Annotated in this window: 14 protein-coding genes; 4 read left to right on the top strand and 10 right to left on the bottom strand. The window is 70.3% G+C overall.

Going from position 1 to position 14176, the window contains the following annotated elements; translation table 11 throughout:
* Both folE and BUE42_RS02175 read left to right on the top strand, forming a co-directional pair.
* Complete coding sequence (folE, locus tag BUE42_RS02180) at positions 1–729, top strand: GTP cyclohydrolase I (protein ID WP_073462473.1); 729 nt, start codon at positions 1–3, stop codon at positions 727–729.
* Positions 730–740: 11 nt separating this feature from the next.
* Entirely contained in the window at positions 741–1166 is a 426-nt protein-coding gene (locus BUE42_RS02175) for a BLUF domain-containing protein (protein WP_073462472.1), read from the top strand.
* Here the strand turns inward: BUE42_RS02175 and BUE42_RS02170 are convergent.
* From BUE42_RS02170 to BUE42_RS02155, 4 genes are all read right to left on the bottom strand, one after another.
* On the bottom strand, positions 1150–3084 hold the full coding sequence (locus tag BUE42_RS02170; protein ID WP_073462471.1) for a M48 family metalloprotease: 1935 nt from the start codon (positions 3082–3084) through the stop codon (positions 1150–1152). The genes BUE42_RS02175 and BUE42_RS02170 overlap by 17 nt on opposite strands.
* A 13-nt stretch (positions 3085–3097) precedes the next feature.
* Complete coding sequence (locus tag BUE42_RS02165; RefSeq protein WP_073462470.1) at positions 3098–3691, bottom strand: LemA family protein; 594 nt, start codon at positions 3689–3691, stop codon at positions 3098–3100.
* A gap of 72 nt (positions 3692–3763) precedes the next feature.
* Positions 3764–4564, bottom strand: coding sequence for an SEL1-like repeat protein (locus tag BUE42_RS02160; protein WP_073462469.1), 801 nt, complete (start codon positions 4562–4564; stop codon positions 3764–3766).
* Positions 4561–6609 carry a bifunctional 2',3'-cyclic-nucleotide 2'-phosphodiesterase/3'-nucleotidase gene (locus BUE42_RS02155; protein ID WP_073462468.1) on the bottom strand — a complete coding sequence of 683 codons (2049 nt, stop codon included), beginning with the start codon at positions 6607–6609 and terminating at the stop codon, positions 4561–4563. Before BUE42_RS02155 ends, BUE42_RS02160 begins: the two co-directional genes overlap by 4 nt.
* Positions 6610–6759: 150 nt before the next feature.
* Here BUE42_RS02155 and BUE42_RS02150 point away from each other — a divergent pair, with 150 nt between their 5' ends.
* Both BUE42_RS02150 and BUE42_RS02145 read left to right on the top strand, forming a co-directional pair.
* Positions 6760–7515, top strand: a complete 756-nt coding sequence (locus tag BUE42_RS02150) for a sulfite exporter TauE/SafE family protein (RefSeq protein WP_073462467.1) — start codon at positions 6760–6762, stop codon at positions 7513–7515.
* Positions 7516–7535: 20 nt separating this feature from the next.
* Positions 7536–8258 carry an ArsR/SmtB family transcription factor gene (locus tag BUE42_RS02145; protein ID WP_073462466.1) on the top strand — a complete coding sequence of 241 codons (723 nt, stop codon included), beginning with the start codon at positions 7536–7538 and terminating at the stop codon, positions 8256–8258.
* Here BUE42_RS02145 and queC read toward each other — a convergent pair.
* Genes queC through BUE42_RS02115 form a run of 6 tightly spaced genes read right to left on the bottom strand, consistent with a single transcriptional unit; the run spans position 8216 to position 14170 of the window.
* Positions 8216–8953, bottom strand: coding sequence for a 7-cyano-7-deazaguanine synthase QueC (gene queC / locus BUE42_RS02140; RefSeq protein ID WP_073462465.1), 738 nt, complete (start codon positions 8951–8953; stop codon positions 8216–8218). The genes BUE42_RS02145 and queC overlap by 43 nt on opposite strands.
* Positions 8950–10278 (bottom strand): glutamate-5-semialdehyde dehydrogenase, encoded by a 1329-nt coding sequence (locus tag BUE42_RS02135; RefSeq protein ID WP_369822937.1) that lies wholly within the window; start codon positions 10276–10278, stop codon positions 8950–8952. The genes queC and BUE42_RS02135 overlap by 4 nt, the downstream gene beginning before the upstream one ends.
* A 7-nt stretch (positions 10279–10285) precedes the next feature.
* A complete protein-coding gene (locus BUE42_RS02130) occupies positions 10286–11272 on the bottom strand; it encodes a dipeptide ABC transporter ATP-binding protein (RefSeq protein ID WP_073462464.1) in 987 nt (328 codons plus the stop codon).
* Positions 11269–12237 carry an ABC transporter ATP-binding protein gene (locus BUE42_RS02125; RefSeq protein ID WP_073462463.1) on the bottom strand — a complete coding sequence of 323 codons (969 nt, stop codon included), beginning with the start codon at positions 12235–12237 and terminating at the stop codon, positions 11269–11271. The genes BUE42_RS02130 and BUE42_RS02125 overlap by 4 nt, the downstream gene beginning before the upstream one ends.
* A 5-nt stretch (positions 12238–12242) precedes the next feature.
* Entirely contained in the window at positions 12243–13163 is a 921-nt protein-coding gene (locus BUE42_RS02120) for an ABC transporter permease subunit (RefSeq protein ID WP_073462462.1), read from the bottom strand.
* Positions 13163–14170 (bottom strand): ABC transporter permease subunit, encoded by a 1008-nt coding sequence (locus BUE42_RS02115; RefSeq protein ID WP_073462461.1) that lies wholly within the window; start codon positions 14168–14170, stop codon positions 13163–13165. The genes BUE42_RS02120 and BUE42_RS02115 overlap by 1 nt, the downstream gene beginning before the upstream one ends.
* Positions 14171–14176: the final 6 nt, after the last annotated feature.

Below are 14176 nucleotides of genomic sequence, written 5' to 3'. Positions count from 1 at the left end.
ATGCCGAAAGCGCCCCCCCTCAGCGACGCCCGAAGCGAAGCAGAACTCGCCGCCCTGCCCGCGTCCGAGCGCATCCGCTACCGGCTGGTCGGCGCCGACTGCCGCTACCACGCCAACGACAACATCGCCGCCCACATCCGCGACGGCGAGATCGACGAGCTGCGCGACGAGGTCGAAGCCAAGATGCAGGAGGTGCTGAAGGCGCTGGTGATCGACACCGAGAGCGACCACAACACCCACGAGACCGCCAAGCGCGTCGCGAAGATGTTCCTGACCGAGGTGTTCCGCGGCCGCTACGTGCCGATCCCCGCGGTCACCGAATTCCCGAACGTCGAGCGGCTCAACGAGCTGATGATCGTCGGCCCGATCACGGTGCGCAGCGCCTGCTCGCACCACCTGTGCCCGATCATGGGGCGCGTGTGGATCGGCATCCTGCCGAACGAGCATTCGAACCTGATCGGGCTGTCGAAGTACGCCCGCATCTGCGACTGGATCATGAGCCGCCCGCAGATCCAGGAGGAGGCCGTCACGATGCTGGCCAACGAATTGCAGAGCCGGGTCAAGCCCGACGGCCTCGCGCTGGTGATGGAAGCCGACCACTTCTGCATGCACTGGCGCGGCGTCAAGGACGACCAGTCGATGATGACCAACAGCGTGATGCGCGGCGCGTTCCTGAAGGACGCGAACCTGCGCCGCGAGTTCCTGTCCCTGCTGAGCAAGAAGACCTGAAAGGATTTGCCATGCTCGTGCGCCTGATGTACGCCAGCCGTGCCGCCGCGTCGATGGACAACGAGGCGCTCGCGGCCATCATGAAGAAGTCGCGCGCCCACAACCCGCAGGTCGGCGTGACCGGCGTGCTGTGCTTTTCGGGCGGCATCTTCCTGCAGGTGCTCGAGGGCGGGCGGCTGCCGGTGAGCCAGCTGTACAACCGCATCGCCAACGACCCGCGCCACCGCGACGTGGCGCTGCTGCGCTACGAGGAGATCGGCGAACGCCGCTTCGCCGGCTGGTCGATGGGCCAGGTGCAGATGAACATGCTGAACCCGGCGCTGCTGCTGAAGTACTCCGAGAAGGCCGAGCTCGATCCGTATGCGGTGTCGGGCGAGGTGTCGATGGCGCTGTTCGACGAACTGGTCGCCACCGCGTCGGTCATGTGCCTGGGCTGATCGCGGCCACCAGCGCCGCCGGCAGCTCGATGTAGTGCCGCGCCAGCTCGGGCGGCATCGGCGAGTCGAGCAGCAGCCCGGCCAGGCGCAGCGCATCGGCCGCGCTGTCAGACAGCCGGTTCATCGGGCTCGCAGCCAGCGCCGCTTCCAGCCAGGCGCGCACCAGCACCGGCCGCAGCATCCACGGCAGCGCCTGCACGACGGTGAGCGCATGCGCCACCTCGTCGGCATCCGGCAGCTCGGGCGCCGGCACGATGGCGCCGCGCACCCAGCGCTTCATCACCGACTGGTACCAGGCCGCGCCGCTCTCGAGCTCGCCATCGGGCACCAGGCGCGACAGGAAGGCCGTCAGCCTCGCCACCTGCAGCAGCGCCGATTCGGGCAGGTCGGCCAGGTCGTTGCCCGCGCTGGTGTTCGGGCTCGGTGGGCGCGCTTCGCCCAGCCGGTGCCGCAGCGCCAGCCAATGCAGCCGGTCGATCGGGCGAACCAGGCCGTCGGCCGCCATCACGCGGCGCGCCGCTTCGACGACATCCTGCCGGTCGTGCAGCGGCGCGCGGGCGATGCGCCCGAGCAGCACCTCGAGCCACGGCAGGCGTGCCGCGGCGCTCAGCTTCTTGACCTCGTCGCGCAGCGCATCGGCGGTGCTCAGGCCCTTGGTCTCGTCGCGCCAGGCGCGCCGTTCGCGCTGGCTGCCGGGCGTCGCGATCAGCGCCAGCAGCACCGCCCGCATTTCGCCGGGGCCGTGCACGCGGCCGAGGCGGTCGATCGCCTCGCGCTCGTCGTCGTCTGAGCTGGGACGGGGTTGCGGCAGCGTGCCGCCGGAGTCGGGTGTCTCGGGCATGGGGACAGCATAGGCGATGGGAGAAAGGGTGGCGACCGCCGGCGATGCGGGGGGCACGCGGCGCGGCTCGCCGGCCTCGTCGACCGGCAGCGTGGGCGCCGCGAGCGGCGCCATCGTGCGGCCGTAGACACGGCGCACCCGCTCGGGCAGCGGCGGGTGCGTCGACAGCCAGCCCGCCGGCGCCTGCATCAGCTGGCCGGCCATCAGGCGCGAGGGCACGCGGTGCAGCGCGGCCTCGTGCTCGTCGACCTGGTGCCAGATCTTGCGCAGCGTGCCGCCCAGCCCGTCGCGGCTGCGGGTGAACTGCACCGCGCTCGCATCGGCCAGCAGTTCGCGCTGGCGCGACACGGCGGCCTGCAGCACCCGGCCGGCGGCCCAGCCCAGGCTGCCGGCGGCGATGAAGACGGGGCCGATCAGCACGCCGGGGAACGTGCGGTTGCCCGCTTCGTCGGTGTCGAACAGCCGGTGGCCGTAGCCGTGCACCAGCGACAGCCCCCACACCAGCGCGAGCAGCACCATGTGCAGGCGCAGGTCGCCGTTGTGGATGTGGCCGAACTCGTGCGCGACCAGGCCCTGCAGCTCGTCTCGGGTCAGGCGCTGCAATGCGCCGCGCGTCACCGCGATCACCGATTCCTCGGCCGACCAGCCGGCCGCGAAGGCATTGATCGCGTGCTCGTGCTCCAGCAGGTAGACGCGTGGGCGCGGCAGGCCGGAGGCGAGGGCCATCTCGTCGACGATGTTCAGCAGCCGGCGTTCCGTCACGTCGCGTGCGTCCAGCAGCTCGCGCCCGCCGGCCCATTCGGCCACATGGGCGCCACCGCCGCTGCGCAGCCGCACCGTCTCGACCCAGCAGCCGCCGAGCACGAACAGCAGCACGATCGCGGTGTTGGACTCGAAGAAGAGCGGCGGCAGGCCGAGGAAGCCGGTGCCGCGCAGCAGCAGCGCCGTGCCGCCCCACCACAGCGCGAACAGCGCCGCGTTGACCACCAGCACCAGCGCGATCAGCAGCAGCGCGAACAGCGCCAGCAGCCGCAGCGTGGCCTGGCGGGTCTCGTGCTGCTGGTCGCGAAAGCGCACGGGGGCGTGCGGACTACAGCTGCACGCGCACCGCGGTGCGTTCGGCCTCGCTGGTGGTGGACTGCAGCATCGCGGCCTCGCGGAAGCCGAACAGCGCGGCCAGCAGGCGGGTCGGGAACTGCTGCGCGGCGACGTTGTAGTCGAAGGCCGCGTCGTTGAACAACTGGCGCGAGAACGCGACCTTGTTCTCGGTGCTGGTCAGTTCCTCGGAGAGTTCGCGCAGGCTCTGGTCGGCCTTCAGCTCGGGGTAGGCCTCGACCAGGGCCATCAGCCGGCCCATCGCCGTGCCGAGCACGCCTTCGGCCATCGCGAGGCTGGTGACCGGCCCGGCGGCGCCGGGGCGCGAGCGGGCCAGGTCGGCCGCGGCCTTGGCCTGGTTGCGCGCGGCGGTCACGGCTTCCAGCGTCTCGCGCTCATGGGTCACGTACTTGCGGGCGACCTCGACCAGGTTCGGGATCAGGTCGTAGCGGCGCTTGAGCTGCACGTCGATCTGCGCAAAGGCGTTGCCGATCACGTTGCGCAGGCGCACCAGCCGGTTGTAGGCGCCGACGGCCCAGAAGACCAGCACGGCGAGAAGGATCCAGGCGACGATTTGGGGGGTGCTCATGAAGGCGGCACTCTACGCCAGCGGCGGCCAGGCTCGACGCGAAACCCGGCCACCGCGCCAACAAGCACCGGTTCAGCGCTCGACCGGCGGATGCTTCAGCGAATGCGCCACCTCGGCCAGCGCCTCGCGCGCCTGGTCGCTGTCGCGCGCCAGGCCCAGCTCGCCACGCTCGTAGGCCATCGCGAGCGCCTGGTGGGCCGGCGGGTATTCCAATGCCGCCGCCTCGCGGTACAGCGCCAGCGCGCGGGCCTCGTCGCGCGGCACGCCGTTGCCTTCGCGCGCCGCGTTGGCGAGCAGGAACAGCGCCTGCGGGTCGTGCGCTTGCGCGGCCTGCGCCAGCCAGCGCGCCGCGGCGGCCGGCTCCTGCGCGCGGCGGGCCATCAGCCCGCGCTGCAAGGCCGCGCCGGCATGGCCGGCCGCGGCGGCACGCTCGAAATCGCGCGCCGCCTGCGCCTCGTCGTGCTGCGCGCCCGATTGCAGGCGCAGCCGGCCCAGCAGGTACGATGCCTGGGCATCGCCCTGCTGCTGGGCCGCCTGCAGCCACTGCAGCGCCTCGGCCCGGTCCGCGCCTTCGGTCGACGCCAGCACGCTGCCGAGCGCCTGCTGCGCCTGCGCCGCGCCGCCTTGCGCGCGGTAGCGCAGCTGCTGCAGCGCCTGCGCATCGCGGCCGGCACCGGCACGCACCGCGAGCTGCTCGGTCGACACCGCGGCCAGCGCCTCGCGGTCGCCCGCGCCGCTGCGCAGGTGCAGGCCCACCGCCAGCGCCGCGGTGGCGGCTGCCAGCGCGACCAGCGCCCAGAAGAAGGTGCGGTCGGCCGGCAACGCCACCGGCGTCACGGACGTCGTCAGGTCGGGGGCCACGTCGCTGGTCACTGCGCCAGGTCGATCGCGTAGACCGACAGGCTCTTGCCGCTGCCGTCATCGGCCTGCTGCAGCGTGATGCCGGCCAGGCCCGCGGCCTGCGCCAGCGTCAGCTGGCCGACAGCCGACTTGAAGGTCACCGGCCCGGCCGTCGTCACCTTCGTGAAGTGCCAGCTGCGGTGCGAACCGTTGCTCGCGCGGGTCAGGTTCTTCGCGGTCTTGATGTAGGCGATCAGCGCATCGCGGTTCGCATCGGGCGACGCGTAGATCGTCTTGCTGCCGTCCAGGCCCGGGAAGCTGCCGCCGCCGCTCGCACGGTAGTTGTTGGTCGCGACGATGAACTCCGCCGCCGCGTCGATCGCCGTGCCCTTGTACGTCAGGTTCTTGATGCGGCTACCGACCGGCTGCGTCACGTCGATCTCGTACTGCATGTCGGCCGACGTGAACATGTCGAAGTTGTAGCCCGGGTAGCTGCTGACCAGCTCCTGCGCCGTGGTCAGCGCCGGGTTGATCGTGTTGAAGCGCTTCGCCGCGGTCTCCAGCCAGCCCTTGATGTCGGCCCCGTTCACCTTCACCGCGTAGATCGTGTTCGGGTACAGGTACAGGTCGGCCGCGTTGTTGATCGCGAGCGGGCCGGCGGCCACGTCGGTGAAGTCGGCGCCACCGGCGAAGCCGGACTTGAACGGCGCGCTGACCGACAGCACCGGCAGCGTCTTGAACTCCGGCCGGTTGGCCTGGATGTAGGCCGAGACGTAGTCCGCCTGCGCCTGGTTGACGATCTCGATCGCACCCGGCTCGCCCACGTCGGCGAAGTAGCTCGTCATGCGGAAGTCGGTCGTGCCGACCGGCGTCTTCACGTAGGTGATGGTCGCCTGGTGCTCCGCCTCGATCAGCGGCGCCACCGTCGCGTCGACCGCGACGTAGCTCTTGTCGGCGTTCTGCGTCGAGCGCGCCTGCACCGTGGTCTTTGTCGTGTCGACGCTCCATTTGCTGCCGTCGTGCTTCAGCGACAGGCCGATCACGCCCAGGTGCTTGCCCCAGAAATTGGCCATCACGGTCGGCACGCCGTTGACCGTGCCCTTGGCCTTGTCGACGCCGGTCTGGTTGAACTGGCCGACGGTGCTCGCCGCGTCCGGGAAGATCTGGTGCGAGTGGCCGATCAGCATCGCATCGACGCCGGCCACCTTCGACAGGTGCCAGCTGCCGTTCTCCATCGTCGGCGAGTAGGCGCCGGCGTCGAGTCCGCCGTGCGAGATCACGACGATCAGCTCGGCGCCCTTGGCTTTCATCTCGGGAACGAACTTCTCGGCGGTTTCCTTCACGCCTTCCGTGTAGACCTTGCCGTCCAGCCAGCGCTTGTCCCAGGCCAGGATGGTGGGCGGCGCGAAGCCGATGAAGCCCACCTTGACCGGCACGCTGATGTCCTTGCCGGCCGGGTCCTTGGCCTTCAGTGTCTTCGTGACGATGGTGTAGGGCGTGAACAGCGGCTGCTTGCTCTTGACGCTGTAGACGTTGGCCAGCACCTGCGGGAAGGCCGGGCCGGCGCACTTGGGTTGCGCGCCGACGGCCGGCATGCCGTCGACGTCGAAGGCGTTGCCGGTGACCTGCGCGAGGTAGGGCAGGCCGTAGTTGAACTCGTGGTTGCCGATGCCGCCCACGTCATAGCCGGCGGCGTTCATCGCCTTGTAGATCGCGAGCGTGCCGGTGCAGGCCACCGGGGTCACCAGCGCCTGGTAGTCCGACAGCGCGGTGCCCTGGATGGTGTCGCCGTTGTCCACCAGCAGCGTGTTCGCGAACTCGGCGCGCGCGGCCTTGATCAGCGTCGAGGTGCGCTCGAAGCCGAGCGTGCTGTCGGCGGCGAGCTTGAAGTAGTCGTAGCTGCGCACATTGGTGTGCAGGTCGGTGGTCTCCAGCAGCGCGAGCTGCGCGGTGGTGCCGGCTGCCACGGTCGGCGTGCTCGCCGGCGGCGCGTCGTCGTCGCTGCCGCCACAGGCCAGCAGGCCGACGCCTACGGCGATGGCGCCCAGGCTCCAAGCGATCCCTCGATTCAACTTCATCTGAATTCCTCGTTGTCTGGCGGCCCTGGGGCGAAGCGGGGAGTGTCGCGACGACATGTGGCAGGTCTGTGAAATCCGATACTTCGATCCAGCCCGAAGCAATTGACGGGCCGTCGGCGCGACGATCCGACATCGCTTCCTGGAATTCCCATGACCTCTGTCGACCTGCTGTTCCTGCTGGCGTTCGCCGGCTTCGTCTTCACCCTTGCCGGTTTCGTGAAGGGCGTGATCGGCCTCGGGCTGCCGACCATCTCGATGGGCCTGCTGAGCGTCGTGATGCTGCCGGCGCAGGCGGCGGCGCTGCTGGTCGTGCCGTCGTTCGTCACCAACCTGTGGCAGATCGCCGGGCCGGGCTTCGGCGCGTTGTTGCGCCGGCTGGCGACGCTGCTGATCGGCGTGTGCGCCGGTGTCGCGCTCGGCGCCGGCTGGCTGAGCGCCGGCCATGCACCGGGTTGGGCTGGCATTGCGCTCGGGCTGTCGCTGCTGGTGTATGCGAGTTTGGGCCTGCTGTCGGTGCGGCTGCACGTGCCGCCGCGGTGGGAGCCGTGGCTGTCGCTGCCGGTCGGCGTGGCCACTGGCCTCGTCACTGCGGCGACCGGCGTGTTCGTGATCCCGGCCGTGCCGTATCTGCAGGCGCTCGGCCTCGGCAAGGACGAACTGGTGCGTGCGCTCGGCATCTCGTTCCTGGTGTCGACGATCGCGCTGGCCATCAGCCTGCGCCATGGCGGGGCGCTCGACGCGCAGGCCGCCGGCAGCTCGCTGCTCGCGCTGCTGCCGGCGCTGCTCGGCATGGGCCTGGGCCAGCGGCTGCGGCGCGCGGTGCAGCCGGAGACCTTCAAGCGCGTGTTCTTCGCCGGGTTGTGGCTGCTCGGTGCTTATCTGGCGCTGCGCTCGGTGCTGACCTGAGCGCGTGCGAGGATCCCACGATGAGCAGCCCGAGCCCCGAACCGCGCTTCGCCCGCATCGCCGCGATGATCGGCGACCCGACCCGCGCCCGCATGCTGGCCGCGCTGATGGGCGGCCAGTACCTTGCCGCCGGCGAGCTGGCCGAGGTCGCCGGGGTCACCGCGCAGACCGCCAGCACGCACCTGACGCAGCTGGTCGACAACGAGCTGGTCGTCGTGCGCACGCAGGGCCGGCACCGCTATTTCCGGCTCGCCGATGCCGACATCGGCCATGCGCTGGAGGCCTTGTCGCTGGTGGCCGAGCGGGCCGGCAGCGCCGACAAGTGGAACCACGGCGCCTACAAGCCACTGAAGGCGGCGCGCACCTGCTACAGCCACCTGGCTGGCGAGCTGGGCGTCGCGTTGTTCGACGGGCTGCTGGCCCGCGGCACGCTGGCGCCGCGCGACGGGCAGTTCGTGCTGACCGACGTCGGCCGGCATGAGCTGCAGACGCTGGGCGTCACGGTGCCGGTGGCCGGATCGAAGCGCTACGCCTATGCGTGCCTCGATTGGTCGGAGCGGCGCGACCACCTCGCCGGCGGCCTGGCCGTCAGCCTGCTCGACCACGCGATCAACCACGGCTGGTTGCGGCGCGTCGAAGGTTCTCGTGCGTTGACCCTGACGCCGGACGGCCGGCGCGCGCTCGCGCCGTGGCTCTCGCGTCAGCCGGCCTGTTCGGTGTCGGCGAACGGCATCGCGCCGTGACGGCGCCATGCGCCGTAGCCGCGCGCGCGCAGCGCGCAGGCCGGGCATTGGCCGCAGCCGTAGCCCCATTCGTGCCGCAGAGTGCGCTCGCCGAGGTAGCAGGTGTGGGTGTGCTCGACGACGATGTCGGTCAGCGCTTCGCCGCCCAGTTCGTCGGTCAGCGCCCAGGTCTGCGCCTTGTCGAGCCACATCAGCGGGGTCTCGATCGTCATCGGCGTGTCCATGCCGAGGCTCAGCGCGACCTGCTGCGCCTTCAGCGTGTTGTCGCGGCAATCGGGGTAGCCTGAGAAGTCGGTCTCGCACATGCCGCCCACCAGCACGCTGAGCCCGCGCCGGTAGGCCACCGCGGCGGCGAATGTGAAGAACAGCAAGTTGCGGCCCGGCACGAAGGTGTTCGGCAGGCCGCTCGCGTTCATCTCGATCGCGCGCGACTTGGTCAGCGCGGTGTCGGAGATCTGGCCGAGCAGCTGCAGGTCGAGCAGGTGATCGTCGCCGAGCTTGCCGGCCCAGCGCGGGAACGTCGCATGCAGCTGCGCGCGCACGTTGAGCCGGCATTCCAGCTCGACGACGTGGCGCTGGCCGTAGTCGAAGCCGATGGTCTCGACGTGGGAATAGCTTTCGAGCGCCCACGCGAGGCAGGCGGTGGAATCCTGGCCGCCGGAGAACAGCACCAGGGCGGATCGCGGATCGCTCATGTGCGCACTTCCCCCTGGCCGAGCACGACCCATTTCATCGACGTGAGCCCTTCCAGGCCGACCGGCCCGCGCGCGTGGAACTTGTCGGTGCTGATGCCGATCTCGGCGCCCAGCCCGTACTCGAAGCCGTCGGCGAAGCGCGTGCTGGCGTTGACCATCACGCTGGCCGAATCGACCTCGCGCAGGAAGCGCATCGCGTGGCTATGGTGCTCGGTCAGGATCGCATCGGTGTGGTGCGAGCCGTGGCGGTTGATGTGCGCGATGGCCTCGTCGAGGTCGGCCACCAGCTTCACGCTGATGACCGGGGCGAGGTACTCCTCGTTCCAGTCCTGCTCGGTCGCGGGCACCAGCGTCAGCCCGGCGACCGGCTGCAACAGCGCGAGCGCGGCCGCATCGCAGCGCATCTCGACGCCCTTGGGCGCCCACAACGCGCCCAGGCGCGGCAGGAAGGCGGCCGCGACGTCGCGGTGGACCAGCAGCGATTCGGCCGCATTGCAGGGGCTGTACTTCTGCGTCTTCGCGTTGTCGGTTACGCGCAGCGTGAGTTCGAGGTCGGCCTGCGCATCGACGTAGACGTGGCAGTTGCCGTCGAGGTGCTTGATGACCGGCACGCGCGCCTCGCGGCTGATGCGCTCGATCAGCCCCTTGCCGCCGCGCGGGATGATCACGTCGACCGCTTCCGGCGACGCGATCAGGTGGCCGACGGCGGCGCGGTCGGTGGTCTGCACCAGCTGCACCGCGTCGGGCGGCAGGCCGGCTTCGGCGAGCGAGGCCTGCACCAGCTTCCACAGCGCGAGGTTCGAATGGAGGGCCTCGGAGCCGCCGCGCAGGATGCAGGCGTTGCCGCTCTTGATCGCGAGCGATGCGGCCTCGATGGTCACGTTCGGGCGGCTCTCGTAGATCATGCCGAACACGCCCAGCGGCACGCGCATCTGGCCGACGCTGATGCCGCTCGGCCGGCGGCGCAGCCCGGTGATCTCGCCGATCGGGTCGGGCATCGCGGCGATCTGCTCGCAGCCTTCGGCGACGGTGGCCAGCACCTTGGGGGTCAGCTTCAGCCGGTCGACCATCGGGGCGGCCAGTCCGGCAGCAACGGCGGCGGCTATGTCGATCTGGTTGGCCTGGGCCAGCGCGGTGCCGTCTTCGCGCAGCCGGCGCGCCAGCGCGAGCAGCGCGGCGTTCTTCGCGGCGGTGGTGGCAGCAGCCATTCGGCTGCTGGCCGCACGTGCCGCGGCGCCCATGTGGGCAATCGCAGCCTGGAGGTCGTTCGAGGTCATGCGGGCGATTGTCGCAAACCCCGTGCCGGCCAGGGGCGTTGCGGGAATCGCCCTGTCAGGCCAGCTCGGCCGCCCGATGACACGCCGCCCACTGCATGGGTGCCACCTCGGCCAGCAGTGGCACCTCGACGCGGCAGCGCTCGATCGCATGCGGGCAGCGCTTGTGGAAGGCGCAGCCGCTCGGCGGGTTCAGCGGCGACGGCAACTCGCCGGCCAGCACCGTCTTCTGCGCGCGCGAGGCCGCGTCGATGCGCGGCGTGCTCGCCAGCAAGGCCCGCGTGTACGGGTGGCGCGGCGTGGCGAACAGTTGCCGCTTCGGCGCCTTCTCGACCACCTTGCCGAGGTACATCACCAGCACCTCGTCGGCGATCAGCTCGACCACCGCCAGGTTGTGCGAGATGAAGACGTAGGCCACCTGCGTCTCTTCCTGCAGGTCCATCAGCAGGTTCAGCACCTGGGCCTGGATCGACACGTCGAGCGCCGACACCGGCTCGTCGGCGACGACGATGCGCGGCGACAGCATCAGCGCGCGCGCGATCGCGACGCGCTGGCGCTGGCCGCCGGAGAACATGTGCGGGTAGCGCTGGTGGAACTCCGGCCGCAGGCCGACGCGGGCCATCATCGCGCGCGCCTTCTCGGTGCGTTCGGCGGCCGACAGCGTGGTGTTGATGACCAGCGGCTCCTCGAGCGCATGGCCGATCCTCTTGCGCGGGTTCAGGCTCGCGAACGGGTTCTGGAACACCATCTGCACCTCGCGGCGCAGCCGCTTGCGCGTCACCGCATCGGCGGTCGCGACATCGACGCCGCCGAGCACCAGGTGTCCGCTGGTCGGCGTCTCGATCATCGTGATCTGGCGTGCGAGCGTGCTCTTGCCGCAGCCGGACTCGCCGACGACGGCGAGCGTGCGGCCGGCCTTCACCTCGAACGACACGCCATCGAGTGCACGGGCCAGCGCCTTCGGCTTCAGGAAGCCCTGCGAGACCGGGTAGTGCCTGGCCAGGTCGTTGGCGACCAGCACGGTCTCATCGCGTTCAGCGCTCATGCGGCCTCCGTCAACGGAAAGAAGCAACGCGCTTGCGAGCCTTCGGGCCCGTACAGGTCTGGCCGCTCGGCGCGGCACCGGTCCTGCACGCGCGGGCAGCGCGGCGACAGCAGGCAGCCGCTCGGCCGGTCGTAGGCGCCCGGCACCACGCCGGGCATCGAGCTGAGCCGGCGCTGGCCGATGTTGTGCTCCGGCAGCGCCGACAGCAGCGCTGCGGTGTACGGGTGGCGCGGGGCCTCGAAGATGCGCGGCACGCCGGCCGTCTCGACCACCTCGCCGGCGTACATCACCTGCACGCGCTGCGCGACCTCGGCCACCACGCCCAGGTCGTGCGTGATCAGTATCAGTGCCATGCCGCGTTCGCGCTGCAGGCGCAGCAGCAGCGCGAGCATCTGCGCCTGGATCGTCACGTCGAGCGCGGTGGTCGGCTCGTCGGCGATCAGCAGCCGCGGGTTGCAGGCGATCGCCATCGCGACCATCACGCGCTGGCTCATGCCGCCCGACAGCTGGTGCGGATAGGCATCGAGCCGGCGCTCGGCATCGGGAATCTCGACGTCCTTCAGCAACTGCAGCGCGCGTGCCCGCAGCGCCTTCTTCGAGCCGCCTTCGTGGATGCGCAGCGTCTCCATCAGCTGGTAGGCCACCGTGAAGCACGGGTTCAGGCTGCTCATCGGATCCTGGAAGATCATCGCGATGTCGCGGCCCAGCATCTGGCGGCGCTGCTTCAGCGGCATCGTCAGCAAATCATGGCCGTCGAAGCGCAGCGTCTGCGCCGAGACCCGGCCGGGCTCGTCGATCAGGCCCATCAGCGCGAGCGCGGTCACGCTCTTGCCCGAGCCCGACTCGCCGACGATGCCCACCACCTCGCCCGCGTCGATGCGCAGGCTCACGCCGTCGACCGCCTTGAACGGCGCCACGGTCGAGCCGAATTCGACCCGCAGTTGATCCACTTCCAGCAAGGCCATCGGTCTTATCTCTTCAGCTTCGGGTCCAGCGCATCGCGCAGCCCGTCGCCCATCAGGTTGAAGGCCAGCACCGACACCAGGATCGCGAGACCCGGCAGCGTGACGACCCACCACGCGCTCTGGATGAACTCCAGCGCGCTGGCCAGCATCGAGCCCCATTCGGGCGTCGGCGGTTGCGCGCCCAGGCCGAGGAAGCCGAGCGCGGCCGCATCGAGGATCGCGGTCGAGAAGCCGAGCGTGGCCTGCACGATCAGCGGCGCGGCGCAGTTCGGCAGCACGGTGTCGAACATCAGCCGCAGCGTGCCGGCACCGGCCAGCCGCGACGCGGCGACATAGTCCTTGCCGAGCTCGCCGATCACCGCGGCGCGCGTCAGGCGCACGAAATGCGGCAGCATCACGATCGCGATCGCGTACATCGCGTTCATCAGCCCGGGGCCGAGGATCGCGACCACCGAGACCGCCAGCAGCAGGCTGGGCAGCGCCAGCATGATGTCCATCAGCCGCATGATGGTGAACTCGGTCGCACCGCGGAAGAAGCCGGCCAGCAGGCCCAGCACGACGCCGATGCTCAGCGACAGCCCGACCGACACCAGGCCGATCAGCAGCGACAGCCGCGTGCCGTGGATCAGCCGCGACAGCACGTCGCGCCCGACCGGGTCGGTGCCGAGCAGGAAACGGTGGCCGTTGACCAGCTCCCACGACGGCGCGTGCAGCGTCGCGTCGCGGTACTGCTCGGACGGCGAATAGGGCGCGATCACGTCGGCCAGCAGCGCGCACAGCAGCAGCGCGACGACGACGGCCAGGCCGATGATCGCGCCGCGGTTGCGGCGGAAATCGCGCCACAGCTCGGCCAGCTGCGTCGGGGGCGTGCCGGTGCCGGTGTCGGTGTCGGGCGGGGCGGCTTGCGGAAGGCTGGCTTGGCTCATCAGTGGTGCCTGATTCGGGGATTGATCACGCCGTACAGCAGGTCGACCACCAGGTTGACCGCGATGATCACCGTGGCCGACATCAGGATGCCGCCCTGCACCGCCGGGTAGTCGCGGCGGTGGATGGCCTCGACCAGCCACTTGCCGATGCCCGGCCACGAGAAGATCGTCTCGGTGAGGATCGCGCCGGCCAGCATCGTGCCGACCTGCAGCCCGATCGTCGTGACGACCGGGATCAGCGCATTGCGCAGCGCATGGATGCCGACCACGCGCCAGGTCGACGCGCCCTTGGCGCGCGCGGTGCGCACATAGTCTTCGCGCAGCACCTCGAGCATCGACGAGCGCGTCATGCGCGCGATCACCGCCAGCGGGATGGTGCCGAGCGCGACCGCCGGCAGGATCAGGTGCGACAGCGCGCTGCGGAACGCGCCGGCGTCATCGGACAGCAGCGAGTCGATCAGCATGAAGCCGGTGACCGCCGGGATGTCGAACTGGATCGCGATGCGGCCCGACACCGGCGTCCAGCCGAGCGTGACCGAGAAGAACAGGATCAGCAGCAGGCCCCACCAGAAGATCGGCATCGAGTAGCCGGTCAGCGAGGCGCCCATCACGGTGTAGTCGTAGACGGTGTTGCGCTTCATCGCGGCCAGGATGCCGGCCGGCAGGCCGATCGCGAGCGCGAGGAACAGCGCGACCATCGACAGCTCGATGGTGGCCGGGAACAGCGTCAGGAATTCGCGGAAGACCGGCTCGTGCGTGATGGTCGACAGGCCGAGGTCGCCGTGCAGCGCGCGCCAGACGTAGTCGAGGTACTGCTGCCACAGCGGGCGGTCGAGGCCGAACTCATGCACCAGGCGCTGGTAGCGCTCGGGCGTCATGCCGCGTTCGCCGGACATGGCTTCGACCGGGTCGCCCGGCAGCAGGCGGATCAGCGAGAACACCAGCAGCGTGATGCCGATGAAGGTCGGCAGCACCAGTGAGAGGCGTTTGGCGAGGAAGGTGAACATGGAGGA

Source organism: Rhizobacter sp. OV335, assembly GCF_900142965.1.
Classification (GTDB): domain Bacteria; phylum Pseudomonadota; class Gammaproteobacteria; order Burkholderiales; family Burkholderiaceae_C; genus Rhizobacter.
The sequence above is the reverse complement of the archived record's forward strand: the minus strand, read 5'-3'. Positions and strand labels throughout refer to the sequence as shown.